The organism is Streptomyces sp. NPDC026575 (genome assembly GCF_055567415.1).
In genome coordinates this window covers 45,517-71,568 of the sequence record NZ_JBVHQM010000022.1, presented here as the reverse complement: position 1 = coordinate 71,568, position 26,052 = coordinate 45,517, and the positions used below count along the sequence as shown (strand labels likewise).

Below are 26,052 nucleotides of genomic sequence, written 5' to 3'. Positions count from 1 at the left end.
GCTCCGTCCGACTCGTTTGAAGGACACAGCTCGTGAGTTACCCCAATCAGAACCCCTACGGCCCGCCGCCGGGCCAGCAGCCCGGCTACGGGCCGGGTCAGCAGCCGGGCTACGGCTATCCCCAGCAGCAGCCGCCGTCGCCCTACGGCCCGTACCCGGGCGGCCCCGTGCCGGGCATGCAGCCGCAGTACCCGATGGTGATGCCCGGCGGGGTCAAGGCCGCCCGGGTGATGCTGTTCGTGCTCGCCGGCCTGAACCTCATCGGCCTGGTCCTCGCCGTGATGGGGCTCGGCGGCGTCAGCAAGGCCTCGCACAACGCCTCGCCGTACGCGGCCGAGGACGACATCATGGCCATGAACGTCGGCAAGGGCCTGCTGATCGCGGTCATCGTCGTCATCGTGGTCTTCATCGCGGCCGCCATCACGCTGGCGGTGCAGTTCGCCAACGGCGGCAGCGGCGTCCGCGTCGGCACCATCATCTTCGGCATCGCCAACATCATGCTGAGCCTGTTCAGCTTCCCCATCGGCCTGGTCCACACGGTCCTGGGCATCCTGGTGCTGGTCTTCGTCTCCAAGGACGACGGCAACGCCTGGTTCAACCGGCCGCGTTACTGACACCGCAGGCACCCGCTCCGGCGCCCCGCGCCGCACCGAAGGCCCGCACCGAGGAGACTCGGTGCGGGCCTCGTGCTCGACCGGGCGGCCCCGTGCCGGGCAACACCGCGGCCTGCGGGCCGAGTTCGCACCCCACCCCACCACACGCGCGAGGCGCCCACCCCGGCCGGATTCGGGGTGGGCGCCTCGTGTGTGCAACAGGCCGAGGCTCGGCCTCAGACTCGGGCTCAGTGGAAGAAGTGCCGCGTACCGGTGAAGTACATCGTCACGCCGGCCTTGCGCGCGGCCTCCACGACCAGCTCGTCACGGACCGAACCGCCCGGCTGCACCACGGCCTTGACGCCCGCGGCGGTCAGGATCTCCAGGCCGTCGGGGAACGGGAAGAACGCGTCCGAGGCGGCGTAGGAGCCGCGGGCCCGCTCCTCGCCCGCGCGCTCGACGGCGAGCTTCGCGGAGTCGACGCGGTTGACCTGGCCCATGCCGACACCGACCGAGGCGCCGTCCTTGGCGAGCAGGATCGCGTTGGACTTCACCGCGCGGCACGCCTTCCAGGCGAAGGCCAGCTCGGCCAGTTCGCCGGCGGACAGCGCCTCGCCGGTGGCCAGCGTCCAGTTCGCCGGGTCGTCGCCCTCGGCCTGGAAGACGTCGGAGTGCTGCAGCAGCACCCCGCCGGAGATCGGCTTGAGGTCGCCGGGCCGGTGCGGATGGCCCTCGACACGCAGCACCCGGATGTTCTTCTTGCGGGCCAGCACCTCCACCGCGCCGTCCTCGTAGCCGGGGGCGGCGATCACCTCGGTGAAGATCTCGGCGACCTGCTCGGCCATCGCCACCGAGACCGGCCGGTTGACGGCGATCACACCGCCGAAGGCGGACAGCGAGTCGCAGGCGTGCGCCTTGCGGTGCGCCTCGGCGACATCCGCGCCGACCGCGATACCGCACGGGTTGGCGTGCTTGATGATCGCCACGCACGGCGCGTCGTGGTCGTAGGCGGCACGGCGCGCGGCCTCGGTGTCGACGTAGTTGTTGAAGGACATCTCCTTGCCGTGCAGCTGCTCGGCGTTGGCGAGGCCGCCCGGCTGACCGTCGGTGTACAGCGCGGCGCCCTGGTGCGGGTTCTCGCCGTAGCGCAGCACGTTCTTGCGCTGCCAGCTCTCGCCGAGGAACTCCGGCAGGCCGTTGCCCTCCGGCTCCGGCGCGTAGGAGTTGGTGAACCAGCTCGCCACGGCCACGTCGTACGCCGCGGTGTGCTGGAACGCCTCCGCCGCCAGCCGCTTGCGCTCGTCGAGGGCGAAGCCGCCGTCGGCGACCGCCTTGAGGACGTCCGCGTACCGGGCGGGGTTGACCACGACGGCGACCGACGGGTGGTTCTTGGCGGCGGCGCGGACCATCGACGGGCCGCCGATGTCGATCTGCTCCACGCACTCGTCGGGGGACGCGCCGGAGGCGACCGTCTCCCGGAACGGGTACAGGTTCACGATCACCAGGTCGAACGGCTCGACCCCGAGGTCGGCCAGCTGCCGGCGGTGGTCCTCCAGGCGCAGATCGGCCAGGATGCCGGCGTGCACCTTCGGGTGCAGGGTCTTGACCCGGCCGTCGAGGCACTCGGGGAAGCCCGTCAGCTCCTCGACCTTGGTGACCGGCACCCCGGCCGCGGCGATCTTCCCGGCCGTCGACCCGGTGGAGACGAGCTGGACGCCCGCCGCGTGCAGCCCCTGCGCCAGCTCCTCCAGGCCGGACTTGTCATAGACGCTGACCAGCGCGCGGCGGATGGGCCGCTTCGAACCTTCGGCGGTGGCGGTCACGAGATACGTACCTTTCGTCCCTCAATGCGGTAGCCGTGCCGGGCCAGACGCCCCACGACCTCGACGAGCAGCGATCGCTCGACTTCCTTGATGCGCTCATGCAGCGCGGATTCGTCGTCCTCGTCCCGGACCTCGACCGCGCTCTGCGCGATGATCGGGCCGGTGTCGACGCCGGTGTCGACGAAGTGGACGGTGCATCCGGTGACCTTCGCGCCGTACGCGAGGGCGTCGCGTACGCCATGGGCACCGGGAAAGCTCGGCAGCAGCGCCGGGTGGGTGTTGACGGTCCGGCCGCCGAACCGGGCCAGGAACTCCTTGCCCAGGATCTTCATGAAACCGGCCGAGACCACCAGGTCCGGCTCGTACGCGGCGGTCGCCTCGGCGAGCGCCGCATCCCACTCGGCGCGCGAGCCGTAGTCCTTGACCCGGCAGATGAACGTCGGCAACTGGGCGGACTCGGCGCGCTCCAGGCCCGCGATGGCGCCGCGGTCGGCGCCGACGGCCACGATCTGCGCGCCGTAGGCGTCCGGGCCCCGCTCGGCGATGGCGTCCAGCAGCGCCTGCAGGTTCGTACCGGAACCGGAGACCAGGACGACGATGCGGGCCGGGCGGCCGAGGGGGGTCCCCTCTGCGCGAGGGGCGTCGCCGGCACGGGGCCGGGCGGGCTGGGCGGGGGCTGGGGACGAAGCCACGGCGGGGCTCTTTTCCGATCTCGCGTGTGTGGAGCTCACATGCTTTGTGTGGTCGTACAAAGCCGCGGGTACCGCAAATCCAGGGAACCCTACGAAGGCGCCGACCGTCAGCAACGATACCGGCACACCGAGCGGCCCCCGCGGGACGGGGGCGGGGACGGAAGGTAGCGTCGGGCGTAAGACTGCATGCAGTTCGTGGTAACCGGCCGCCGGCCACATGGCCCGCGTACGGACGAGACAAGGGGAAGACGCACTCCAGATGACGGACCGACGCCGCCGCGCGGCCCTCCTGCTCCCGCTGCCCGCCACCGCCCCCGGGGTGGTGCTGCTGCCGCGCGAGCGCAAGCCGTCGTCCTCGAAGTCCGCCTCCCCGGATTCGTCGAACACCCCGGCCTCCGACCGCGACGACAACCCCTTCGCACCGCCGCCGGCCGACGCCCCCGACCAGGAGTGGCGCCCGCGCCACCAGACCTCGGGCAACGGCGGCGGGGACAGGGACGGGGAGCAGCCGCAGCAGGACGAGCCGACGCCCGGCTGGGGCAGCCAGTGGAGCCCCCGGCAGCCGGGCCGGCAGAGCGGCGGATTCGGCTCCCGGCCGGGCGGCCGCAACGGACAGCAGGGCCCCGGCGGCCCGGGCGGCCCCGGCAACCTGCGCTGGGACCCCACCGACCCGGCCCAGCGGCGCGCCCGCTACGCACTGCTGGCCGGTATGTGGTCGTTCTTCTTCGTGCTCTTCAGCCTGCCGGAGATCTCCCTGCTGCTGGCCGCGCTGGCGCTCTACTGGGGCGTCAGCTCCCTGCGCGCCAAGCCGAACCAGGCAAAGAAGGCGGCCGCCGCGGCGACCACCGCCGCCATGGAGGGCCGACCGGCCCCCGGCACCGGCCCCGCCACCACCCCTGGCCCCGGCACCGGCACCCCGTCCGGGCCCGGCTCCACCCGGCCCCAGACCACCGCGGCGATCGCGGGACTGGTGACCGCCTCCCTGGCACTGGTGATGGTGGCGGCGACCTTCACCGTGCAGATCGCCTACCGCGACTACTTCACCTGCGTGAACGACGCCCTGACCCAGTCCGCCAGCAAGTCCTGCGAAAACCTCCTGCCCAAGGAACTGCGGCCCCTGCTGAGCGTGCAGTAGGGGCCGGGATAGGCACGGCCCTAGGCGTTTGACCGCCTGAGCCCTGCCCCCCGCGAGCACCTGCACCCCGGCCACCTGGGTCGTGACCGCCCACCCTCGGACACCTGCACCCCGGCCGCCGTCTGACCCCTGACCGCCCCCGGACACCTGCACCCCGGACACCTGGGGCCTGACCGCCTACCCCCCGGCGCCCTCCCCGGGCCGCCTGACCCTCGACTGCCTGGCCCTCGACTGGCTGGTCTCCAGCTGCCCGCCGCGGGCCGGTCACAGGTCACTGCGGGCTGGCCACAGGTCGCTCGCGGGCCGCTCGCAGGCCGCTCGCAGGCCGCTCGCAGGCCATTGTCACCCTCAGTAAACTTCGCTACTCTTGGTGAAACTAATTACTCTCCGTATTCGTTGCCGTAAATAGGAGGGGACGCGGCGGGCGGCACGGGGGCCGCGGGCGCCTCCACCTCAGGCCCTGGAGCTTCCTCCACCTGGGGGCCTGTGGCTGCGCCTACCGCCTGACCCGCCGCCGGGCCCGTGGCCGCGGATCCCGCCGAACCCCTGCCCGCGCCCTCGCCCTGGCCCACCGCCAAGCCCGCCAGACCCGTGGCGGCACCCGCGCCCTGGCCTGCGGCCGCACCCGACTCGGGGGCGGCCACCCCCGTCCCGGGCACGCCCGGCACGCCCGCACCTGCCGTAGGGCCGCCGCTCCCGCGCCCCGCCCGCGGTCGGCCGCGTAGCCACCAGAACCGCAGCCCGACCGCGCCCGGGACCCCGATGAGCGCCGTCCAGCCCGCCGCCGCCAGGCCCGTACGCCACCAACTCGGGCCGAAGTCGGCGAGCGCGCCGGTGCCCAGCGCGCCGCCGGCCAGGGCCGCGAGCGCCGCCATGAGGGCGCCGCAGACAGCGGCCGCCAGGGCCGCCGCGCAGGCCGTCGTCCACCAGGACCAGGGACCGACCGGGCGGCCATGGGTGCACGGGGTGCCGGAGCGGTGGTCCGGGCCACCGGCGGAGCACCGGTTGCCGGAGGGGCACGGGTTGCCAGAGGGGCACGAGTTGCTGGAGGGGCACAGGCTGCCAGTTGGGCACAGGCTGTCGGAGGGGTGCAGGTTGCCGGAGGGGCAGGGGGCACCCGGTGGGCACGGGGCCCCCGCCGGGGGCGGGGGCGACGCCGCTGAGCGGGCCACGTGGCGGGCCAGGAGTACCCCCGCGGCCACCGGGACCGCGACGGCCGACCAGGTCAGAGGGGTGCCCGGGCCGGGGGCCGAGAGGCCGCTGAGGAGCGGTAGCGCCGGGTGGGACGTGGTGCCGAGGGGGCCGATCGTGCTGCCGGCGCCGAGGGTGAAGCCCGGGCCCAGGCCGTAGGCGGCGCTCCAGACGGCCGCGTTCGGGAGGAGGAAGAGGCAGAGCAGCAGCACCGTGGCGCGGCTCTGCCAGTCCGGGGCCAGCTGGAGGAGGTCCTGGTACACCCGCCCGGCGTGCAGGCCGAGGACGAGGAGGGTGAGCAGCGCGCCGGAGGCGAGCAGGGCGAGGATGGCGCTGGCGGCGGCCCGGCGGGCGGCGGCGAAGCGGGGCCCGCGGAGTGCGGCTCGGAGGCGGTCCGGCACCTTGGCCCAGGCCCGCCGGACCCGGTCGGGCAGCAGCTCGGCGCCAGCGGGCCCCAGGAGGGACCAGGCGGTGCCGGCCAGGGTGGCGACGGCGAAGGCCGGTACGCACAGCAGGACGCTGAGCGGCTCGGCGGTCAGCTCGCCGGCCGAGGCGTAGAGCAGGACGGCGGCCGCGACCAGCAGATAGCCGGCCAGCAGCGCGCCGAGCAGGGTGCGCGGCGCGGCCGGTGCGACGAGGCCGGCGCCGCCGCCGGGGCCCGTACCGATGCCGCGGCCCGTGACACCGCCGGAGCCCGACCCGACGCCGGGACCCGTACCGGCGCCGCGGCCCGTGACACCCCCGGAACCCGACCCGCCGCCGAGGCCCGTACCGACGTCCCGACCCGTGGCACCGCCGGAACCCGTACCGCTACCTGAGCCCGTACCGACGCTGGGACCCATGCCACCGCCGGGACCCGTGGCATCGCCGGAGCCAGTACCGCTGCCGGGATCCGTACCGATGCCGAGGACCGTGCCGCACCCGGGGCCCGTGCCGCCACCGGGGCCCGTGCCGCCACCGAGGTGCGTGCCGCCGCCGAGGTCCATGGCGTCGCCGAGGTCCATGGCGTCGTCGATCGCGGGTGGCACGGTGTGGCGGGCGGCGGTCGCCAGGGTGTGGCGGGCGGCGCGGTGGAGCAGGCAGACCGGGAGTACGGCGAGCAGCAGCGGGGTCACGGCGACCGGGGCGGGCGTCCCGGACTGCGTCACGGTGCGTACGAGGTCGCCGCCCTGCGCCAGCAGCCAGAGGTCGGCGGCGAGGTGGAGCGCCCCGGAGGGGTCGCCACCGGGGTAGGGCGAGGCGACCCACAGCAGCAGGACGGCGACCGCGAGCGCGCCGAGGCCGAGGCCGGCGGCCGTCACCCCGCCGAGGAAGGCGGCGCCGATCGCCGAGGACCGCTGCGCGGCGATCCGGCCCTGCGAGGACAACGTGGTGCCCCGGTCGGTCAACTGGCTCACGCGGTCATGCTGCCAACAACACCCGTTTCATCCCTGTACTGGGCAAATGATCGACGTGTCGCGCATGTCGTGTGTGTCGGTGGGGATCCGCCGACGCCGCTTTCCACACTGCTGTTCATGACTCCGCCGTCCTCCTCGACTCCGCCGTCCTCCCCGACTCCGCCGTCCTCCCGGACTCCGCAGTTCTCGGCCCCGCCGTCCATGACTCCGCCGTCCACGACTCCGCGCGGGCAGACCCCCGCTGCGGCCGCCTTCGACGATCTCCACATCCGCCATGCCGCGGCGCTGGCCCGGCAGGCGTATCTGCTCACCGGGCGGCCCGCGCTCGCGCGGCGGGCGGTGGAGCGGGGCTTCCGGCTCGCCTGGCAGCGGTGGCCGGCGGTCGCGGTGGACCCGGATCCGGCGGGGTGGGTGCGGGCGGCGGTGTACGAGTACGCGCTGACGCCGTGGCACCGGCTGGTCCCCTGGCTGCGGACCGCACGGAAGCCGCAGCGGCTCCCCGGGTCCGTCCCAGCCGCGGACCGTGCGCTGCTGGCGGCGGTGCTGGACCTGCCCGCCGTCTACCGGCGGACGCTGCTGCTGCACGACGGGGTCGGGCTCGGGCTGGACGAGGCCGCGGCCGAGACCGAGGCGAGTGCCGCGGCCGCGGCCGGGCGGCTGACGCAGGCCCGCCGATGGGTCGCCGCACGGCTGCCGGAGCTGGTGCCGGCGGGGCGGCCTCCGGCCGAGCAGGACTGGCCCGGCGAAGTCCTGCGGCCCCGGCTCGCCGCGCTGCTGGCGAACGAGGCCGGGGGGACGGGCGAGGGGAAGGTCGCGGTGATGGGCGAGGGGGAGGCCCGGGTGATGGGCCAGGAGGCCGGGCCGGCGGCGGCGCGGCGGGCTCGGGTCGGCGGCGAGTGCAGCGCCCGCCGCACCACCCGGGCGGCGCTCGCGCTGACCGGGCTGTTCGCGCTGCTCACCCTGTTCGTGGGGATCGCCGCGCCGGATCACTCCGCCCCGCCGGACGGCCGGCGGTCGGCGAACATCCAGACCCCGACCGTCACGGCCCGGGAGGCGCGCCTGGCCCCCGAGGCCCGTTGAGGTGAGCGGTCGAGCCCGGTTGGGGGCGAGCGGCCAAAGCCCGTTGAGGTGAGCGGTCGAGCCCGGTCGGGGCGCGTTGCCGAGGCCCGTTGAGGCCCGCGGACGGGCCCTTGGTGGGTACTGGGTACGGGAACGGAACGGAACGGGAACGGGCACTGGGTACGGGCACTGGGTACGGGAACGGGCCCGTACCCACCAAGGGGGTACGGGCCCGTGTCCGTGTGCACTGCGCCGCAGGACGGGTCCGGCGGTGCGCCGGGAGGCGCGGGTCAGCCGACGAGGATCTCGCGGGCCAGACGGGCGGTCTCCGACGGGGTCTTGCCGACCTTGACGCCGGCGGCCTCCAGGGCCTCCTTCTTCGCCTGGGCGGTGCCGGAGGAGCCGGAGACGATGGCGCCGGCGTGGCCCATGGTCTTGCCCTCGGGCGCGGTGAAGCCCGCGACGTAGCCGACGACCGGCTTGGTGACGTTGGCCTTGATGAAGTCGGCGGCACGCTCCTCGGCGTCGCCGCCGATCTCGCCGATCATCACGATCAGGTCGGTGTCGGGGTCGGCCTCGAACGCGGCGAGCGCGTCGATGTGGGTGGTGCCGATGACCGGGTCGCCACCGATGCCGACGGCCGAGGAGAAGCCGATGTCGCGCAGCTCGTACATCATCTGGTAGGTCAGCGTGCCGGACTTCGACACCAGGCCGATGCGGCCGGGCTTGGTGATGTCGCCCGGGATGATGCCGGCGTTGGACTGGCCGGGGGTGATCAGGCCGGGGCAGTTCGGGCCGATGATCCGGGTCTTGTTGCCCTTGGCCTTGGCGTACGCCCAGAAGGCGGCGGAGTCGTGGACCGCGATGCCCTCGGTGATGACGACGGCCAGCGGGATCTCGGCGTCGATCGCCTCGACGACGGCGGCCTTGGCGAAGGCCGGCGGCACGAAGAGGACGGAGACGTCGGCGCCCGTCTTCTCCATCGCCTCCTTGACCGAGCCGAAGACCGGGACCTCGGTGCCGTCGAAGTCGACGGAGGTGCCGGCCTTGCGCGGGTTGACGCCACCGACGATGTTGGTGCCGTCACCGAGCATCAGCTTGGTGTGCTTCATGCCAGTGGCACCGGTCATGCCCTGGACGATGACCTTGCTTTCCTTGGTGAGGAAGATAGCCATGGTTTAAGTGTCCTCGTCCCTTACTTCGCAGCCAGCTCGGCGGCCTTGTCGGCCGCGCCGTCCATGGTGTCCACGCGCTGGACCAGCGGGTGGTTGGCGTCCGACAGGATCTGGCGTCCCAGCTCCGCGTTGTTGCCGTCGAGGCGCACGACCAGGGGCTTGTTGACGTCTTCGCCCTTGGACTTGAGCAGCTCCAGGGCCTGGACGATGCCCTTGGCGACCTCGTCGCAGGCGGTGATGCCGCCGAAGACGTTGACGAACACGGACTTGACGTCCGGGTCACCGAGGATGATCTCCAGGCCGTTCGCCATGACCTCGGCGGAGGCGCCGCCGCCGATGTCGAGGAAGTTGGCGGGCTTGACGTTGCCGTGGTTCTCACCGGCGTAGGCGACGACGTCCAGGGTGCTCATGACGAGACCCGCGCCGTTGCCGATGATGCCGACCTGGCCGTCGAGCTTGACGTAGTTGAGGCCCTTGGCCTTGGCCGCGGCTTCGAGCGGGTTAGCCGCGTCCTTGTCCTCCAGCGCCTCGTGCTCCGGCTGGCGGAACTCGGCGTTGGCGTCCAGGGACACCTTGCCGTCGAGGGCGAGGACCTCGCCGCTGGCGACCTTGGCGAGCGGGTTGACCTCGACGAGGAGCGCGTCCTCGGCGATGAAGGTCTTCCACAGGGTGACCAGGACGTCGGCGACCTTGTCGGCGACCTCGGCCGGGAACTTCGCCGCGGCGACGATCTCCTGGGCCTTCTCCTTGGACACGCCCTCGTTGGCGTCGACCGGGATCTTGGCGAGCTTCTCGGGGGTCTTCTCCGCGACCTCTTCGATGTCCATGCCGCCGGCGACGGAGGCCATGGCCAGGAAGGTGCGGTTGGTGCGGTCGAGGAGGTACGAGACGTAGTACTCCTCGGCGATCTCCGGCGCGGTCTCGGCGATCATCACCTTGTGGACCGTGTGGCCCTTGATGTCCATGCCGAGGATGTTGGTCGCGTGCTCGACCGCCTCGTCGGGGGTGGCGGCCAGCTTGACGCCGCCGGCCTTGCCGCGGCCGCCGACCTTCACCTGGGCCTTGACGACGGACTTGCCGCCCAGCCGCTCGGTCGCCTCGCGGGCCGCCTCAGGCGTGTCGATGACTTCACCGGCCAGCACCGGTACACCGTGCTTGGCGAAGAGGTCCCTCGCCTGGTACTCGAACAGGTCCACGCGCGTCCGTCCCTTGTCTTCTCAGAATCGCCGTAGTGATCGCGGTTCGTTGTCTGCGATGGGCGTGCCGCGAAGGGCAACGTGACGGCGCTGTCACAGGGGAGGCGTACACGGTGTCCGGATACGCGGCATGTCCGTCTCGCAGGTTATCGCCGCAGGACGTGCGGCCCTAAATCGCAGATCACACTCTGGCGGTGATTACGGTCACAGATCTTTTGGCCACGTTGCGTCTCCACGGGTTTTCCGCGTGTCGTAGGCCGCTTTTCGACGCCGTCCGGGTGAGCGGCCCGCTCCGGTGCCGGCCGGCGTACACCTCCGCTTCACGCGCCGTGCGGGAGCGGCGCCTGGTACGTCCCGGCGCGTCCGGTCTCCGGTGATTCCGCTTCCGGCGACGGCGGAATCCGCTTGGGAAGACCCTGCAACGCGCCCCCACAGGACCTCCGCATCCGGTGTCCAGAAAGCCCTCTTGACCCTCAACTGCCAGCAGCAGAGACTGCGTTGAGCACTTGCACACGCATACGCATCAGGAGTCACAAGCTTCGGGCTTGGTCCCGTGCAGGCCGGTCGGCAGACCGCTCGGCACCGGGTGCAGACGGGGGAACTTGATGGGTAGCGGGGGGATGCGCGTTCGCGGGCAGGGGGCGGCCGCGGGCTCTTCCGTACTCGCCGCCCCTCCCCCTTCTTGCCACCTCCCCTCCCAGCTTTCTCGATTTCTTGGTGTCGTCACACTCGGTGCCTGAAGGGATTGGAGGGGGAATGCCGACACATACGACCTATCCCGGCGTTTATGTCGAAGAGCTTCCCAGCAGCATCCGCAGCATCACCACCGTGACCACTTCGGTGACCGCTTTCGTCGGTCACACCCGGCGCGGCCCGCTCAACCAGCCGGTGCGGATCACCAGCTTCGCCGACTTCGAGCGCCGCTTCGGGGGGCTGACCTCGCAGAGCCCGGTCGCGTACGCCGTCCACCAGTTCTTCGGCAACGGCGGCACGGTCGCGGTGATCGTACGGGTCGCCAAGGCCGGCAGCGGCAAGGAAGCCCACGTCACCCTGGAGTCCACCGAGGGCCACAGCCAGTGCCCGGTGCTCCGGGTGCACGCCAAGGAGCCGGGCGTATGGGGCTCGGGCCTGCGGGTGGCCGTCGACCACGACACGCCCGCCCGTCGCCCGGCCACCACCGCGGCAGGAGGCGCTTCGCGCCACCCCTCTCCCTCGGAGGAGACGTTCAACCTGCAGGTGCTGGACGTCCACGGCACCGCCCGTGAGTCCTTCTCCGGCCTGTCCATGGACCCCTGCCACGGCCGCTACGCGGAAACGGTGATCAACGCCGGGTCCGCGCTGATCCGCGTCGAGGTCGTCGGCGAGGGCCGCCCGGACCCCTCCGGCACCGTCTCCAAGCCCTTCCACCACGAGCTCCCCGACCTGGCCGTGGACCTCACCGTCAAGATCGGCGACGTGGAGCGCGAGTTCACGCTCTACGACCCGGACTGCGACGGCGAGGCGCCCTGCACCGTCACCGAGCTGGCGCTGCTGCTGGAGCACAAGCTGCGCGCGCTGCCGGACGCCCCCGGCAAGCACGCCTTCGCGGGCGCCGAGGTCACCGCCTTCGGCCGCCGCATCCAGGTCGTGGCCGGCTCGACCGACCCCGACGACGTGGTCCGCTTCCTGGGCGAGTGCGCCAACGACCTCGGTCTGGAGGCATCGGTCAACCCGCCCGTCTTCCCGCTGTGCGGCGGCGAGGACGGCGATCCGCCCGGCCCGCGGGACATCATCGGCAGCGAGGCCCGCAAGAGCGGCCTCCAGGCGCTGCGCGACGTGCACGACGTCAACCTGCTCGCGCTGCCCGAGCTGGCCTCGTACGAGTCCACCGACGACATGGTCACCGTCCTGTCGGCGGCCGAGCGGCTGTGCCGGGAGCGCAGGATCTTCCTCCTGGTCGACGCGCCCGCCGCCTGGGGCAGCGTCGACGCCGCCCGGGCCGGTATCACCGCCTTCGACGCGGTCCGCGGCAACCACTCCGCGCTGTACTTCCCGCAGCTGCAGCTCACCGACCCGCTCAGCGGCCGGCTGCGCTCCTTCCCGCCGTCCGGCGCGGTCGCCGGTGTCATCGCCCGTACGGACGGTGAGCGCGGGGTGTGGAAGGCGCCGGCGGGGACCGAGGCCCGGCTGGCGGGCGTGCACTCCCTGACGGTCAAGCTCACCGACCGCGAGAACGGGCTGCTCAACCCGCTGGGCATCAACTGCCTGCGGACGCTGCCGATGGCCGGCCCGCTGGTGTGGGGCGCCCGTACGCTCCAGGGCGCCGACGCGCTGGACAGCGAGTGGAAGTACGTGCCGGTGCGGCGGCTGGCCCTGCACGTGGAGGAGAGCCTGCTGCGCGGGCTGCAGTGGGTCGTCTTCGAACCCAACAACGAGCAGCTGTGGCAGCAGATCCGCCTCAACGCCTCCGCCTATCTGCACTCCCTGTTCGAGAAGGGCGCGTTCAAGGGCGGCACTCCGCGCCAGGCGTACTTCGTCAAGTGCGACAAGGACACCACGACGGAGGCGGACATCGAGAACGGGATCGTGAACGTCGTGGTCGGCATCGCGCCCGTCAAGCCCGCCGAGTTCGTGATCGTCAAGATCCAGCAGCTGGCCGGGCAGTTCGACGTCTAGCGACGTACAGGAAGCAGGAAAGGAGAAGTGAAGGATTCCGATGGCTGAGTTCCAGATCAACGCCCATCGCTTCGACCCGTACAAGAACTTCAAGTTCCTGGTCCTGTGGGACGGCCGTACGGTCGCGGGCGTCAGCAAGATCAGCCCGCTGAAGCGCACCACCGAGGTCGTCAAGCACCGGCACGGCGGCGACCCCAGTTCGCCGCGCAAGTCCCCGGGCCGCTCCGAGTTCGAGGGGATCACCCTGGAGCGCGGGGTCACCCACGACCCGGAGTTCGACCGCTGGGCCAACAAGGTCTGGCAGGTCGGCGCCGGACTCGGCTCCGAGGTCTCGCTGGCCGACTTCCGCAAGGACATCGTCATCCAGGTCCTCAACGAGGCCGGTCAGGTCGCCGTCTCGCACAAGATCTACCGCTCCTGGCCGAGCGAGTACCAGGTCCTGGGCGAGCTGGACGCCAACGCCAACGCCGTCGCCATCCAGAGCCTGAAGCTGGAGTGCGAGGGCTGGGAGCGCGACTACGAGGTGCCGGAGCCGGAGGAGCCGTCGTTCACGCATCCGGCGTGAGGCGGCTCCGACGGCGGGCCACCAGAGCACCGAAGCACCGGACGAGGTGAGGAATGGCGGTCACCGGGCCCGCTGAACTGCTGGCCACCTGGGAAGCGGGGCTGGCCCAGCAGAGCGGCGGCCGGGCCCTGTTGCTGCACCGGGCGGCCCGCCCCGGGGCCGGCACCGACGCGCTGCTGTCGGTGCCGCTCGGGGAGCGGGCGGCCGATCTGTTCGCGCTGCGCCGGGCGCTGTTCGGGGAGCGGATGCAGGTCACGCTCGACTGCGCGGCCCCGGACTGCGGCGAGGCGATGGAGTTCGAGCTCGACGCGGCGGCGATGGGCGCCCGGCCGCGGCTGCCGGAGGGCGGTCTGCGGGTGGCGGAGGGCGACTGGGTGGTGCGCTTCCGGCTGCCCTGCCCCGCCGACCTCGCCGCGGTCGCGTCCCTGGCCGACGGCGCCGTGGACGCCCGGCGGCTGCTGGGTGCCCGGTGTGCGCTGTCGGCGCTGCGGGGCGGCCGGACGGTCGCGGAGGAGGAGTTGGCCGCGCTGCCGGAGCCGGTGCTCAAGCGCTTCGCCGAGGCGGCCGAGGAAGCCGATCCGGCCGCCGAGGTGACGCTGAACATCGCCTGCCCGGAGTGCGGTACGGCCACCGCGGCGGAGCTGGACATCGCCGCGTACCTGTGGACCGAACTGGACGCCTGGGCGCGCGATGTGCTCCTGGACGTCCATCTGCTCGCCTCGGCCTACGGCTGGAGCGAGCCGGAGATCCTGGCGCTGAGCCCGCTGCGGCGCCGCTACTACCTGGAGCTGTGCGCAGATGCCTGACCTGGCTGACTACCTCGACCGGCTGCTGGCGCGGCATGCGCCGGCGGCCGGGGGCGGCGTTCTGGGCGCGCCCGGCGGCGGCCCTGCGGACGGGGCCCGGCGCACGCTCGTACAGCCCCGGCTGCCGGGCCCGTTCGAGCGGGTCGAGGCGCTGCGCGGCGCGCCCGCGGCGGCGGACGAACCGGCTCCGCTGTATCCGCAGGCGCCGCGGACCTCGCCCTTCGGGGGCGAACAGGTCCGCTACGAGCGGGAGATCAGGACCACCGAGCGGCAGACCGTCGTCCGCGCCGAGGCCCCGCACGAGGCCCCTTCGGACCTCGTCGAGCCGGTGGCGCGGCCGGCGGCACCGCTGCTGCGGCCCGCGGCGGCGGTGGAAACGGGGCTGCGGACCGCCGCGGCCGACGTCGTACGCCCGCAGCGGGGAGTACGGGCGTCCGGGGAGGACGGGTCGGCCCGCCGGGCGGCAGCACCGTCGCCCGCGCCCGGCAGGGACGTCGCCGCCCCGGCCGTTGCCCCGGCGCTGCGGCCGCGTACCGACGCGGTTCCGGCGGCCCGCACCGCCACCCGGGCCGCGGCCGCCGGGCGGCGCGGGCAGCGCGGCGCCGAGCGGGTGGTGCACGTACAGATCGGACGTCTTGAGGTCAGCGCGGCAGGTGCGGAGCGGCCCGCGGCGGGCGGCCGGCCGGCACGCCCGCAGCGCAGTGAGCCGTCGCTGAGCCTCGCGGACTATCTGGCGCGCGGGGAGAGGACGAGCTGACGGTGACGCACAGGGCGATCAGGGCGATGTGGCCGGCGTGGATGTCAGGGATTTCAGGGGGACGGACTTCATGAGCAACGCACTCGCCGTCGCGACGGTCACCCAGGCCCTTGCGCTGCTGATCGAGCACAATCTGCACCCCGAGATCGATATGGCGGTCTCGGTGGAGACCCGCAAGCCGCCGGCCGATCCGCCGACCGACCCGACGATCACGGTCTTCCTCTACCAGGTCACCCACAACCCCTCGATGCGCAACAACGACCTGGTCACCCGCGCCTCCGACGGCACGCTGCTGAAGCGGCCGGCGGCCGCGCTCGACCTGCACTACGTGATCAGCGCATACGGCGAGGAGACCGAACTGGTCGGACAGCGGCTGATCGGAAGTGTCGTCCGCACGCTGCACGAAATACCCGTACTGCCAAGGGAGTTGATCGAGGAGGCGGTGCAGCGGCCGTATCTGGCGGGCAGCGATCTCGCCGAGTCGCTCCAGAAGGTCCGCTTCACACCGACCCAGATGGACGTCGACGAGACGTCGAAGTTGTGGGGCATGCTCCACAACACGCCGTACTCGCTGTCGGTGGTGTACCAGGCGTCGCTGGTGCTGCTCGACGGCCACCAGAAGCCGAAGCCGGCGAAGCCGGTGGAGCGGCCGGAGGTGACGGTGCTGCCGTTCGGGGCGCCGGGGGCGCCGCAGCGGCCGGGGAGCGGAGGCGCGGCGGGGGCTGTCGAGCCCGCGCCCCCTGAGCGGACGAGGGCGCCGGAGCCGAAGGGCGGCGTGCCGGCCGAGGACGAGAAGGCCGGGGGAGCCGAGGCCGGGGGCGCCGGAGACGGAGAAGCCGAGGCGGGCCGGGCAGACGGGCCCAGGGCCGGGGGCCGCGCGCGGGCCGGGCGTACGGCCGGGGCGTCGACCCGGGCGGCGCGCAAGGCCGCGGCGAGCGTCGGCGGCGGCCGGCCCGCCAAGAAGACGCAGCCGAAGCGGGAGACGCAGGGAAAGCAGGAGGCGCCGGCCCAGCGGGACGCGGCGCCGAGGCGGGAGGCACCGGCCAGGCCGGACTCGTCGGCGAAGCCGGACTCGTCGGCCAAGGCCCCTGACTCCGGGGCGGGTTCGGGCTCCGGCCCGGGTTCGGGCTCCGGATCTGCCGGCTCCGGCAAGGAGGGCTGAGCGAGGTGAACGGGGTGAACGCATGCGCCGAGGGCGACCGGACGACGGACGGCCAGGCGCTGACCGCCGCACTGGCGGCCGTCCTCGCGCGTCTCGACACCCACGCCGCCCGTGCCACCCGTACGCCCGCCGAGCCCGCCGGCCGGCTCACCGACGAGCCCGCCGACAAGCCCGCCGACAAGCCCGCAGGCCGGGGTGCCGCCCACCCCACCGCGCCCCCCGCCGCGCTTGAGGCCCTCACCTCCTGCTTCGGCCTCAGTGACTTCGAGCGGGACATCGTGCTGCTCGCCGCCGCGGCGGAGCTGGATCCGACCACCGCGCCCCGGTGCGCCGCCGCGAGCGGCGACCCCGACCGGGCGTACCCCACCTTCTCCCTCGCCCTGGCCGCTCTGGGCGCTCCGCACTGGAGCGCGCTGACCCCCGTCGCCCCGCTGCGCCGCTGGCGCCTGATCGAGCTGGACGACGAGACCCGCCTGACCACCACCCGGCTCCGCCTGGACGAACGGATCCTGCACTTCCTGGTCGGCGCGCCGTACCTGGACGCCAGGCTGCACGGCCTGCTGCGCCGCACCCCCGCCCCCCAGGCCCTGCCGCCCTCGTACGACGCGGCCGCGAACCGGGTCGCCGCGGGCTGGGCGGGCGCCGGGCCGGACTCCGTGCTCCGCGTCGAGCTGGTCGGCGCCGACCTGCGCACCCGCGCCGACATCGCCGCGGCGGCCGCCCGCCGCTCGGGCCTCGGCCTGTACTCCATGGCCGCCGACGACATACCGTCCGACGCCGCCGAACGCGACCGCCTGGCCCGCCTCTGGCAGCGCGAGGCGATCCTGCTGCCCGCCGCCCTGCTCGTCGAGGTCGGCGAGCTGGACCGCGACCAGCACGCCGCCGCGGACGCCTTCATCGCGGGCGCGGCCGTCCCCCTGGTCGTCTCCAGCCCCGACCCGCGCCAGACGGGGCAGCCGCGCGGCGAGCGGGTGACCGTACCGAAGCTGAACGACGAGGAGCAGCTGGGGCTCTGGACGGACGCCTTCGCCGACGTCCCTGAGGTGACTGAACGTCAACTGCAGTCTCTCGTAGCCCAGTTCCAGCTCCCGCCGCATGTCGTACGGACGGCCGCGGCCGCCGTACGCCGCGATCTGCCGCACTCGGGCGGGCTCGACGCCGCCGAACTGGCCTGGCAGGCCGGCCTCACCGAGGCCCGGATGGGCCTGGACGAACTGGGCCGCCGCATCGAACCGCGCGCCGGCTGGGACGACCTGGTCCTCGCCGACCGTCAGCTGCGCATCCTCCAGGAGATCGTCGCCCACGTACGCCAGCGCGGCACCGTCTACCAGGACTGGGGCTTCGCCAAGGCGCTGCGCAGCGGCCTGGGCGTCACCGCGCTGTTCGCGGGCGGCTCCGGCACGGGCAAGACCCTGGCCGCCGAGGTCATGGCCAAGGAACTGGGCCTGGACCTGTTCATCATCGACCTCTCCCAGGTGGTCAGCAAATACATCGGCGAGACCGAGAAGAATCTGAGCAGGGTCTTCGACGCCGCCGAGCGCGGGGGCGCCCTGCTCCTCTTCGACGAGGCGGACGCGCTCTTCGGCAAGCGCAGCGAGGTCAAGGACAGCCACGACCGCTACGCGAACCTGGAGGTCAGCTATCTGCTGATGCGGATGGAGGCGTACCGGGGGCTGGCCGTCCTGACGACGAACATGAAGAAGGCGCTGGACTCCGCCTTCATGCGCCGTATCCGCTTCGTCGTGGACTTCCCCTTCCCCGGCGAGAAGGAGCGGGCGGAGATCTGGCGCCGGGTGCTGCCCGCCCAGGCGCCGCTGAAGGGTATCGAGCCGTCCCGCCTCGCCCAACTCACGGTCGCCGGTGGCTCGATCCGCAATATCGCGCTCTCGGGGGCCTTTCTCGCCGCCGAGGAGGGCGACCGCCTCCAGATGCGCCACATGCTGGCCGCGGCTCGCACCGAGTACCTGAAGCTGGAACGCTCCTTGACGCCGTCGGAGGTCCACGGATGGGTCTGAACGAGGTCCACAACCCCGACCGGGAGCCGGCCGGCCAGGAGCCCGCGGCGGCCGCCGACCAGCGTTCCCGCCGTAGTGAGTCCGAGGTGCCGCACTCCTTCCGTGTCGACATCGGGGAACTGGTCCTGGACGGCTTCGACGCGCGCGTGGACCCGCACCGCGTCACGGCGTCCTTCGAACGCGAGCTGGCCCGGCTCGTCCACGAACGCGGAGTGCCGCTCGCGGCGGGCGATACGGACGTGACGCTCGACGGCCTCGCGGGCCTGCCGCCGCTCCCGGCCACCACCTCCCCCGCGCGCCTGGGCGAGGCCCTGGCCCGCGCGGTCCACGCCGGCCTGACCGGACGGGGGGAGGCCCGATGAGCAGCTCGCCCCAGTCCTCGACGCGGGACACCGGACAGTCCGCACGCGACAAGCGGCGCAAGCGCAAGGAGCGCGCCAAGTCCGCGGTCCCGGAGCCGAAGAACATCGTCAGCGGCGCGGGCCAGCCCCTCGACCTCAGCGTCCGCCGCGAGCTGGAGGAGCAGCTCGGCCACGACTTCAGCCAGGTCCGGCTGCACACCGACCGCGATGCCGGGCAGCTCGCCGAGCTGATGGGCGCCGATGCCCTCGCCGTCGGCCAGGACATCTTCTTCCGGGAGGGGACGTACCGGCCGGGCACGGCGGACGGCCGGCGGCTGCTGGCCCATGAGCTGCTGCACACGGTCCAGAACCCGCACGGCCTGGGCGCGCTGCGGGCGGGTCGCGAATGGGGGGCGGTCAGCCTTCCGCAGGAATCCATCGAGCGGGAAGCGGAGGCGGCAGCCCAGAATCTCGTACGTCCGGCCGCCGGGCACTCCGTGGGTGCCGACGCGGATGCGGCGGCGGCCGAGCTGGACGAGGCGCAGGCGACTCCCGGCTGGCTGCGCTACGCCACGGTCGACGCGGACCGCAACCGGGCGGAGCGGATCGATCCGGCGACTCTCCTCGACCGTCTGACGAACTCCGTCGTGCGCGCGCTGCGCGGCGACCCCGAGGACCTGTCGAAGCGCACACGTAGGCAACTGGCGCGGATGCCGGACGAGTTGCGGGACGACGTGCTCGTCCGCCTGGAGCACCGGCTGCTCGGCTCGGAGCATGACCGGGTGCTCGACCTGGTCGAGGAGGTCGAGGCGCAGGGCGACCTCGGTGCCGACACCGCCGAGTGGGCGGCGCAGGACGCCCCGGCGGTGGAGCCCGACATGGCCGACGACCTGCGCATCGAGCGGGACAGCGAGCGACGCAGGGCCGAGGAGGAGCGGGCCCGGGAGCAGAGGCCCGCCCTGGCACCCGGACCTGAGAAGGACCGTGCCGAGGCGCGGCCCGCGCCCGGCAGCACTCCGCAGAACGGCGGCACGCCGCAGAGCGGAAGCACTCCGCAGGGCGGGGGTGCGCCGCGCGGCGCCCAGAAGCCCGAGGCGGGGGCGGGTAGGGAGGGTGCCTCGTCCGCGGCGAAGGAGCAGTCGGGGTCTGCCGGGGGTGCGGCCGCCAAGGAGAAGGAGTCGTCGTCGGGCACGCCGGCTGCGGGCGGCAAGGAAGGCGGTCAGCAGAAGTCCGAGGGGGCCGGGGAGGGCAAGGAGGACGGCGGGGACAAGAAGAGCGGGGAGAACAAGAAGAGCGGGGAGGACGAGAAGGGCGCGGCGGGCAAGGGGGAGACCGGCCAGCAGGGCGCGGCCGCCGCGAGCAAGGAGGAGTCCGCGGCGAAGAACCGCCCGGGAGCCGCCGAGCAGCACGTGGCGGGCCAGCAGGTGAAGCAGGAGGACAAGGGCGGCAAGGACCAGCCCCAGGGCTCCCCCACCGCGGCGCGCGCGGGCACCGAACTGCCCGGGCGGACCAGCAGGCTCGACGGCGTACGCAACCAGGACCTCGACGGCGTCGAAGAGACCGCCGAAGACGATCCGTTCGGCTCTGCCAGCGCGTCGGAGGTGGAGGTAGGCGGCGCCGAGAAGAGCGCCTGGGACACCAGGCTCCAGCCGGAGGACTTCCTGCCCGAGCAGGACCTCGACGTGTCCGGGCTACCGTCGGCTGAGGCACTCGATCCGGCCTCGTCCACCGCCCGGGCGGTGCCTTCCTTCCCCGCTCCCCCGCCGACCAGGGCTGACCAGGTGCAGGCCGAGCGGGACGCGGAGGACGCCGAGGACGAAGCGGCCGAGACCGGGCCGGAGGAGAGCGAGGCCGGGGAACCCCTGGAGTCCGAGCCGTCGGTGGAGACCGAGGGCGGGCCCGACGACGCCTTCTCCGGCGACCCGGATGCGGAGCGCACAGCCGACTCCCGGCCGGGCGCGGGCGCCCCGTCGAAGGACCCGAAGAGCGGGGACGACCCGAAGGCGGGCCCCGTCTCCGCCCAGAAGGCGGTGCAGGAGTCACCGGGCAGGACGGACGGCGGCGGCGAGGCGAAGGAGTCTGCCGCCAAGGAGGAGAAGGGCACCAAGGCCGGCGGCGACAAGGCCGTGGGTGCGCAGGAGAAGGAGTCCCAGAAGGCCGCGGGCGGCAAGTCCGCGGCACCTGAGACGGCCGGCAGGGGCGAGGAGCCGAAGAAGGACGAGCAGAAGAACGACGGCCAGAAGAAGGCGGAACCGGCCACCGCGAGCCAGGGCGGCGGCACGGCGGACAGCGGCGGCGACAAGGACCAGGGCACCTCGCCTTCGCCCGCGCGGGATACCCACGTCTCCGGTGGCTCGAAGGCGGACACGCCGGGTGGTGCGAGCAGCCGGGCATCCACGGATGCCCGGAGCGACACGTCGTCTCAGGGGTCTGACTCGCAGGGGGCCAAGGAGCCGGCGCCCAAGGAACCGGCGAAGGGGACCGCGCCCAAGGACGACCCGCAGCCGTCGAAGGCCCCCCAGGAAGAACCAGGGGCGAAGGAGGACGCGGGCGCCGAGGCCGCCGGGCCCAAGGCGGCCCCCGCGCCCAAGGCGCCTCGTGGCGGCGGCGGAGGAGGCGCCAAGGGCGGCGCGCCGGCCAAGGGGAAGAAGAAGGACTCGGGCCCCGCCCCGAACCTCTCGCAGGTCTCCCCCGAGGCGGGCCTGTCCTCGGCCGCCAAGCTGAAGCCGCACAAGGCACTTGAGGCCATGGGCGGCGTGGGCGGTTCGGTGGACCGCACGGTCGGCGACGAGCACAAGCAGCTCGCCGCGGCACCGCCGAACATGCAGCGCCCGGCAGGAGCGCCCCAGACCCTGGAGGGAAAGCCCAAGGCGGACGCCGCGGCGCAGTACTCCCAGGACCCGGCGAAGAAATCCGATGCGCCCAAGGACGAGAAGGCGGAGGTCAAGGGCGAGAAGAAGCCCGAGGGCCAGATCGAGGCGGAGAAGGCGGAGGAACCGGGCGGCTGGGACACCTTCAAGATGGCCCTCGGCTTCGGTGTCGGCTGGATCGCGGAGAAGCTCGGCTTCAAGGTGGACAAGGAGGAGCTGGCCGCGAAGTTCGCGGGGCTCCCGACGAAGGACGAGGCCCTCAAGCAGGCCCAGGCGGGCAACGCGCCGGGCGTGAACATGCAGGGCGCCGCCGACGAGAAGGCCGGTGAGCAAGGCCAGGCGGTCGACGACAAGGGCCAGGAGGCCGTCACGACGGGACGTGACGACGCCGGGCGCCAGATGGGTGAGAACCAGGTCTACCCCAACGCCCCCAAGGAGGAGCTGAAGGGCAAGGTACCCGGCCGCGAGGGTGGCAAGGGCGCAGTACGCGCGGGCAGGGCGTCGACGGGCGCGGTACCGGCCGAGGCTGCGTCGACGGTGGCGGAGCACGATCGGAAAGCACAGTTCCAGCAGGCGTTCAGCAAGGGCCACAAGGAGATGTCCGACGGTCGCCAGACCAAGGACAGGAACTTCCGCGAGTCGCAGGCGAAACACCAGCAGCAGGTCGCCGGCGAGGTGGCCAAGAACACCGCGGAGCAGACGGGCAAGCGCGCGAAGGCCCGGTCGGAGGTCACGTCGCAGCGCGCCGACTGGCGCACGGAGCAGGACGAGGAGCTCAAGAAACTCGGCACGAAGAAGACCGAGAAGCACGAAAAGGTCCGTAAGGACGTCAAGGACCGAGAGAAGAAGACCGACGACGACACGAAGAAGGAAAAGGAGAAAAGCGACAAGAAGATCAAGGACAGGGGCGACAAGGCCGAGACGGACGCCAAGCAGAAGACCGACACCGCGGCCAATGACTCGGGCAACTGGCTCACGAAGGCGTTCGACTGGCTCAAGGAGAAGGTCCTAGAGATCAAGAACGCCATCGTCCGGATCATCCGGGAGGCGCGTGACGCGGTCCTCGACTTCATCAAGAACTTCAAGGAGAACGCCGAGCGCTGGATCAACGAGGCCCGCAAGTACGTCGCCGACGCGATCAAGAACCTGATCGATGAACTGATCGAGTTCGCGAAGAACATGGTCAAGGCGATCATCGAACTGGCCAACCGCATCAGAAAGTTCATCACGGATCTGATAGCGGCGGCGATAGCGCTGGTCACGAAACTGGCGGCGCTCCTGAAGAAAATCGTCACAGATCTCCTCAACCGGATCGCCAAGCTCCTCAGCGACATCCTGAACGTCCTGATGAAGATGCTCATGGACGTCATCAAGGCAGTCGTGGACGCGATCAAGACGGTCTTGGAGTACGCATCCAAACTCCTCGGCGCCCTGGGCGAGTTCATGATGATCGCGATCGACTTCATGGACGACCCGGGCGGCTGGCTGAGCGGCGCGAAGAACTCAGCGGTCGACGGCGCGAAGCACCACTTGTTCCGCGAGGTGAAAGCGGCGGTCAAATCGTGGTTCCAGTCGAAGATCGAGGAGATCATCGGCATCCCGAAGGCGATCATCGACAAGCTCATCAAGGGCGGCTTCACCCTTGAGAAGATCGTGAAGGAGACCTGGGACGCGATCGTCCCCCAGCTCCCCTTCATCATCGGCGAGATCGTGATCACCAAGGTCATCGCGAAGCTGATCCCCGGCGCGGGCTGGGTGATGGCGGTGATCGACGCGATCCGCACGGCGATCGGCGCCCTCGGCGAGATCCTCCGCGCGATGGGTGCGGTCCTCGACTGGCTCAAGGCCGTCCGCCAGGGCGGCGCGGGCATCCTCTTCGCCAAAGCGGTCGCGGCGGGCATCGTCGCCCTCCTCGAACTCGCCTACCAGGCCCTCCTGAACGGCATCGGCAAGTACGTCGCCAAGGTGGGCCGCCGGTTGAAGTCTGTGGCAGCGAAACTCGGCAAGGGTGGCAAGAGCGGCAAGACGAAGGCCGGTGCGGGCGACGACAAGGGCGGCAGGAGAGAACAGCCGAGGGGCGACAAGGACACCCCCCGCCCGACCTCCACCCTGCCGAAGCCGGGTAGGAGCACGGGCCCGGGCACCAAGCCGAACGCGAAGCCCGCCCCCAAGGCGGACCCGAACAAGCCGACGACGAAGGCCCCGGACAAGGACGCGGGCCCGGGCAGGCCGAAGGACCAGGACGCCCCCGGGACCACCGAGCCCAAGGACCGGGAGGCTCCCGGAAGGCCCAGGACCGACAAGGACGCTCCCGGCAGGCCCACGGACCAGGATGGCCCCGGCAGGCCCAAGGACACCGAGAAGCCGGGCCGACCCAAGGACGACAAGGGCACCCCCGGCAAGCCGGACACGCACCCGACCCCGGCCCCGAAGCCCAAGCCGAAGGCGGAGCCCCAGCCGAAGCCCAAGCCCGACCCGGACACCAAGCCGAAGCCGAAGGACACGTCGCCCGAGAAGCCCAAGGACGACAAAGACGCTCCGGGCAAGCCGAAGGACGGCGACGGCAGGCGCCCGGACAAGGACAGGCCCAAGGACCAGGACCCGACGAAGCCCAAGGACCACGACGCCGACGGCAAGAAGCCGAAGGACGACAGGGACGGCAGGCCGGGCACGTCGAAGGAGAAGGACGGCCCGGACAAGCCCCAGCGGAAACCCGACAAGGACCGTCCCGGCAAGCCGGGGAGGAAGCCCGACAAGAAGGGACCCGGCAGGTCCGGGCCCAAACCGGAGAAGAGCGGGCCGGGCCGGCCCAAGTCCAAGCCTGAAAAGGAAAAGAAGAAGGACGAGAACTCCAAGGAGTCCAAGGACGAACGACTGCGCAAGATCGTGGCGCGGCTCCGCCCTCGGATCAATCGCATGACGGACAAGGGCGTCAAACAACTGCCCTTCCGCGCCGCACTGCGTGGCTGGCGGGCCTGGTACCGCTTGACCTCCTTGGACGCCCGAGGCGGTAGCCCTACGTCCATCAACGCGACGCTCAATCCGTCTGCGGAAGTCACGCAGGCCATGCGCGCCATGCTGCGTTTAAAGTTCAAGGGCGCCCCCGAGAAGCGGGAGCAGCTCGAAGCCGCGCTGGGCATCCAGAACTTCAACGACTGGCTGCTGTTCCACGAAGGTGAAAGCGTCGCAGACTTCCGCCACAAGATGGAGAGGCTGCTTGAGGAGCTGGACGAGGCTGCTCAAGGCGACCTCAAGGACGAGCCGCTCCAGAAGATCAGGGCAGCTGAGCGGGACGTGCAGAACAACGAGAAGCCGGCGGACTCCGGAGTTCAGGAAGAAACTCCGAAACCAGCCGGAAGGACTTACGAGTCGAAGATGCAGTCCCTCCTCGAAGACGAGAGACTCAATGAGCGGAAGGAGCGCCGACGGAGGGGACAAGCCGGCGAGTATCCAGACCCGCAGGTCGGCACGCATCAGCTCAAGATTCAACGATACGGCCACTACGACACCATAGGCTTCGCCCGCAAGGCCCTCGCCCTCAAGCGCCTCGACCAGGCCGGAAAGACGTTCCGCAAGGAGGCCGGGCCGGACTTCTACGAGTTCAAGGTGTTCAACGAGATCAACACCCTGAGAAGGGAAGCCAACAAGGCCCGCGAAAACGGCGACGAAGACGAGGCGCGCCGGAAGATGGATGAGGCAAGTCAGATTGAATCATCCATCCCGGAGCTGAAGGAAAGAGCCCGCCGGCTCGGCAGGATGACCATCGACTTCAAGGAGCTGGTGAGGATTCGGGCAGGGTCCAGCACGGCAGACTCGAAGCTCAAGACGGGGATCAACAGCCGCATCAAGAACATGCAGGCGGACCACGTCCACGACCTGCAACTGGGCGGGCTCGACAGTTACAAGAACTTCTATTTGCTGGATCGCAACACGAACCTCGAAATGGGACGCGATATGGCTACCAGAATGAGGATCAACAACGAAACGGTGGCCGCAGGAACTGTCATCAACATCGAAATAGACTGGGAACCGGCCACGAAACCAGAGAAGAAGAAAAAGAAGAAATGATCTCACACCAGCAGATGACCGATCTTTACGGTGCCGAAAACGTCGTCACACTGACCACGCAGGACGTCGAGCGCCTTGACCTTCGCCCCGAGGATGCCGAGGTGCTCACGACCGTCGGGCTCCCCCGGCACAGCCCACCGTTTTTCACCACCGAGGTGGAGGGCGGGCCCGAGTTTCTCCGCGTCATCGATGTGACAACCCGCGACGGGAAGAGCCACCGTGAGGTCATCTTCGGCGGTCCGCCGGGGGACCCGGGGATGCGGTTTTCGATCTCCGCGTACGAGCGCTTCATCATGCTGGCCCAGCTCGAAGGCTCAACACCTCGCGGCGAGGTCGTGAACAACAACCTGCCCGATTTCCTTGAGTTCCTCTATCGAATCGAGGCGCACACCAAGCGCGTGGCAGCCGATCCCGCTGCCGAGCAGGAGTCGCTCGACGAGCTTCGGAGTGCCCTGATGTCCCTCGACCCCTTCTCGTTCGAACTACCGGAGGACTGGTGGGCCATAGCTCTGCGTCAACTCAGCGGAGGCGGCATGGGGCTGTGACCACGCG

Annotated in this window: 17 protein-coding genes; 12 read left to right on the top strand and 5 right to left on the bottom strand. The window is 71.7% G+C overall.

Going from position 1 to position 26,052, the window contains the following annotated elements; translation table 11 throughout:
* Nucleotides 1-32 precede the first annotated feature (32 nt).
* The gene (locus ACZ4NB_RS27715) at nucleotides 33-614 is read left to right on the top strand and encodes a hypothetical protein (RefSeq protein WP_467665757.1); all 582 of its coding nucleotides are present in this window, start codon (nucleotides 33-35) and stop codon (nucleotides 612-614) included.
* 227 nt (nucleotides 615-841) lie between these two features.
* Here the strand turns inward: ACZ4NB_RS27715 and purH are convergent, their stop codons facing one another.
* Nucleotides 842-2,416 carry a bifunctional phosphoribosylaminoimidazolecarboxamide formyltransferase/IMP cyclohydrolase gene (purH, locus tag ACZ4NB_RS27710; protein ID WP_467665756.1) on the bottom strand — a complete coding sequence of 525 codons (1,575 nt, stop codon included), beginning with the start codon at nucleotides 2,414-2,416 and terminating at the stop codon, nucleotides 842-844.
* Nucleotides 2,413-3,108, bottom strand: a complete 696-nt coding sequence (gene purN, locus ACZ4NB_RS27705) for a phosphoribosylglycinamide formyltransferase (RefSeq protein WP_467665755.1) — start codon at nucleotides 3,106-3,108, stop codon at nucleotides 2,413-2,415. The genes purH and purN overlap by 4 nt, the downstream gene beginning before the upstream one ends.
* A gap of 259 nt (nucleotides 3,109-3,367) precedes the next feature.
* Between purN and ACZ4NB_RS27700 the strand changes: the two genes are divergently transcribed.
* Nucleotides 3,368-4,243 carry a hypothetical protein gene (locus ACZ4NB_RS27700; RefSeq protein ID WP_467665754.1) on the top strand — a complete coding sequence of 292 codons (876 nt, stop codon included), beginning with the start codon at nucleotides 3,368-3,370 and terminating at the stop codon, nucleotides 4,241-4,243.
* A gap of 380 nt (nucleotides 4,244-4,623) precedes the next feature.
* Here the strand turns inward: ACZ4NB_RS27700 and ACZ4NB_RS27695 are convergent, their stop codons facing one another.
* Nucleotides 4,624-6,831: a cell division protein PerM gene (locus ACZ4NB_RS27695; RefSeq protein ID WP_467665753.1), complete on the bottom strand. Its 2,208-nt coding sequence runs from the start codon at nucleotides 6,829-6,831 to the stop codon at nucleotides 4,624-4,626.
* 117 nt (nucleotides 6,832-6,948) lie between these two features.
* On the opposite strand from ACZ4NB_RS27695, the gene ACZ4NB_RS27690 reads away from it, so the two are divergent.
* Nucleotides 6,949-7,911, top strand: a complete 963-nt coding sequence (locus tag ACZ4NB_RS27690; RefSeq protein ID WP_467665752.1) for a SigE family RNA polymerase sigma factor — start codon at nucleotides 6,949-6,951, stop codon at nucleotides 7,909-7,911.
* 269 nt (nucleotides 7,912-8,180) lie between these two features.
* On the opposite strand, the gene sucD is transcribed toward ACZ4NB_RS27690, so the two are convergent.
* The gene (gene sucD / locus ACZ4NB_RS27685; protein ID WP_393497186.1) at nucleotides 8,181-9,065 is read right to left on the bottom strand and encodes a succinate--CoA ligase subunit alpha; all 885 of its coding nucleotides are present in this window, start codon (nucleotides 9,063-9,065) and stop codon (nucleotides 8,181-8,183) included.
* Nucleotides 9,066-9,085: 20 nt separating this feature from the next.
* A complete protein-coding gene (gene sucC / locus ACZ4NB_RS27680) occupies nucleotides 9,086-10,261 on the bottom strand; it encodes an ADP-forming succinate--CoA ligase subunit beta (protein ID WP_467665751.1) in 1,176 nt (391 codons plus the stop codon).
* Between the two features lie 756 nt (nucleotides 10,262-11,017).
* On the opposite strand from sucC, the gene ACZ4NB_RS27675 reads away from it, so the two are divergent.
* The 9 genes from ACZ4NB_RS27675 (at nucleotide 11,018) to ACZ4NB_RS27635 (ending at nucleotide 26,045) form a co-directional block, all read left to right on the top strand.
* Nucleotides 11,018-12,916: a phage tail sheath family protein gene (locus ACZ4NB_RS27675; protein ID WP_467665750.1), complete on the top strand. Its 1,899-nt coding sequence runs from the start codon at nucleotides 11,018-11,020 to the stop codon at nucleotides 12,914-12,916.
* 40 nt (nucleotides 12,917-12,956) lie between these two features.
* On the top strand, nucleotides 12,957-13,481 hold the full coding sequence (locus tag ACZ4NB_RS27670) for a phage tail protein (RefSeq protein ID WP_384425300.1): 525 nt from the start codon (nucleotides 12,957-12,959) through the stop codon (nucleotides 13,479-13,481).
* Between the two features lie 53 nt (nucleotides 13,482-13,534).
* Nucleotides 13,535-14,287 carry a T4 family baseplate hub assembly chaperone gene (locus ACZ4NB_RS27665; protein WP_467665749.1) on the top strand — a complete coding sequence of 251 codons (753 nt, stop codon included), beginning with the start codon at nucleotides 13,535-13,537 and terminating at the stop codon, nucleotides 14,285-14,287.
* Nucleotides 14,280-15,044, top strand: a complete 765-nt coding sequence (locus ACZ4NB_RS27660) for a hypothetical protein (protein WP_467665748.1) — start codon at nucleotides 14,280-14,282, stop codon at nucleotides 15,042-15,044. The genes ACZ4NB_RS27665 and ACZ4NB_RS27660 overlap by 8 nt, the downstream gene beginning before the upstream one ends.
* 70 nt (nucleotides 15,045-15,114) lie before the next feature.
* Entirely contained in the window at nucleotides 15,115-16,206 is a 1,092-nt protein-coding gene (locus tag ACZ4NB_RS27655; protein ID WP_467665747.1) for a Pvc16 family protein, read from the top strand.
* Nucleotides 16,207-16,211: 5 nt separating this feature from the next.
* Nucleotides 16,212-18,221 carry an ATP-binding protein gene (locus ACZ4NB_RS27650; protein ID WP_467665746.1) on the top strand — a complete coding sequence of 670 codons (2,010 nt, stop codon included), beginning with the start codon at nucleotides 16,212-16,214 and terminating at the stop codon, nucleotides 18,219-18,221.
* The gene (locus ACZ4NB_RS27645) at nucleotides 18,212-18,583 is read left to right on the top strand and encodes a hypothetical protein (RefSeq protein WP_467665745.1); all 372 of its coding nucleotides are present in this window, start codon (nucleotides 18,212-18,214) and stop codon (nucleotides 18,581-18,583) included. Before ACZ4NB_RS27650 ends, ACZ4NB_RS27645 begins: the two co-directional genes overlap by 10 nt.
* Nucleotides 18,580-25,500, top strand: coding sequence for an eCIS core domain-containing protein (locus ACZ4NB_RS27640; RefSeq protein WP_467665744.1), 6,921 nt, complete (start codon nucleotides 18,580-18,582; stop codon nucleotides 25,498-25,500). Before ACZ4NB_RS27645 ends, ACZ4NB_RS27640 begins: the two co-directional genes overlap by 4 nt.
* Entirely contained in the window at nucleotides 25,497-26,045 is a 549-nt protein-coding gene (locus ACZ4NB_RS27635) for an SUKH-4 family immunity protein (protein WP_467665743.1), read from the top strand. Before ACZ4NB_RS27640 ends, ACZ4NB_RS27635 begins: the two co-directional genes overlap by 4 nt.
* Nucleotides 26,046-26,052 lie beyond the last annotated feature (7 nt).

Excerpts from the sequence above, each read along its gene's own strand:
- ACZ4NB_RS27700 (WP_467665754.1), top strand. The coding sequence starts at position 3,368 with ATGACGGACCGACGCCGCCGCGCGGCCCTCCTGCTCCCGCTGCCCGCC.
- ACZ4NB_RS27690 (WP_467665752.1), top strand. The coding sequence starts at position 6,949 with ATGACTCCGCCGTCCTCCTCGACTCCGCCGTCCTCCCCGACTCCGCCG.
- sucD (WP_393497186.1), bottom strand. The coding sequence starts at position 9,065 with ATGGCTATCTTCCTCACCAAGGAAAGCAAGGTCATCGTCCAGGGCATG.
- ACZ4NB_RS27675 (WP_467665750.1), top strand. The coding sequence starts at position 11,018 with ATGCCGACACATACGACCTATCCCGGCGTTTATGTCGAAGAGCTTCCC.
- ACZ4NB_RS27670 (WP_384425300.1), top strand. The coding sequence starts at position 12,957 with ATGGCTGAGTTCCAGATCAACGCCCATCGCTTCGACCCGTACAAGAAC.
- ACZ4NB_RS27665 (WP_467665749.1), top strand. The coding sequence starts at position 13,535 with ATGGCGGTCACCGGGCCCGCTGAACTGCTGGCCACCTGGGAAGCGGGG.
- ACZ4NB_RS27660 (WP_467665748.1), top strand. The coding sequence starts at position 14,280 with ATGCCTGACCTGGCTGACTACCTCGACCGGCTGCTGGCGCGGCATGCG.
- ACZ4NB_RS27655 (WP_467665747.1), top strand. The coding sequence starts at position 15,115 with ATGAGCAACGCACTCGCCGTCGCGACGGTCACCCAGGCCCTTGCGCTG.
- ACZ4NB_RS27645 (WP_467665745.1), top strand. The coding sequence starts at position 18,212 with ATGGGTCTGAACGAGGTCCACAACCCCGACCGGGAGCCGGCCGGCCAG.
- ACZ4NB_RS27640 (WP_467665744.1), top strand. The coding sequence starts at position 18,580 with ATGAGCAGCTCGCCCCAGTCCTCGACGCGGGACACCGGACAGTCCGCA.
- ACZ4NB_RS27635 (WP_467665743.1), top strand. The coding sequence starts at position 25,497 with ATGATCTCACACCAGCAGATGACCGATCTTTACGGTGCCGAAAACGTC.